Here is a 266-nt window from a genome sequence, read left to right as displayed (position 1 = left end):
CCACAGGGTCCCCCCTGCAGTACCATCGGCGCTGTAAGGCTTAGCTTCCGGGTTCGGAATGTAACCGGGCGTTTCCCTCACGCTATAACCACCGAAACACTATGAAACTGTCAAACAATGCCGCACCGCTGCTGTGACGACAGCGGGGCCGTTCGTGGTTTCAGAACCAACACAGTGGACGCGAGCAACTGAGGACAAGCCCTCGGCCTATTAGTACCGGTCACCTCCACACGTTACCGTGCTTCCAGATCCGGCCTATCAACCCA

At 57.5% G+C, this 266-nt stretch carries 2 rRNA genes; both read right to left on the bottom strand.

Going from position 1 to position 266, the window contains the following annotated elements:
- Positions 1–96 (bottom strand): 5S ribosomal RNA (rrf, locus tag KUM44_RS44720); the annotation flags it as partial.
- A gap of 94 nt (positions 97–190) precedes the next feature.
- Positions 191–266 (bottom strand): 23S ribosomal RNA (locus KUM44_RS44715); the annotation flags it as partial.

This window comes from Streptomyces sp. AC550_RSS872, from assembly GCF_019049285.1.
Classification (GTDB): Bacteria; Actinomycetota; Actinomycetes; order Streptomycetales; family Streptomycetaceae; genus Streptomyces.
The sequence above is the reverse complement of the archived record's forward strand: the minus strand, read 5'-3'. Positions and strand labels throughout refer to the sequence as shown.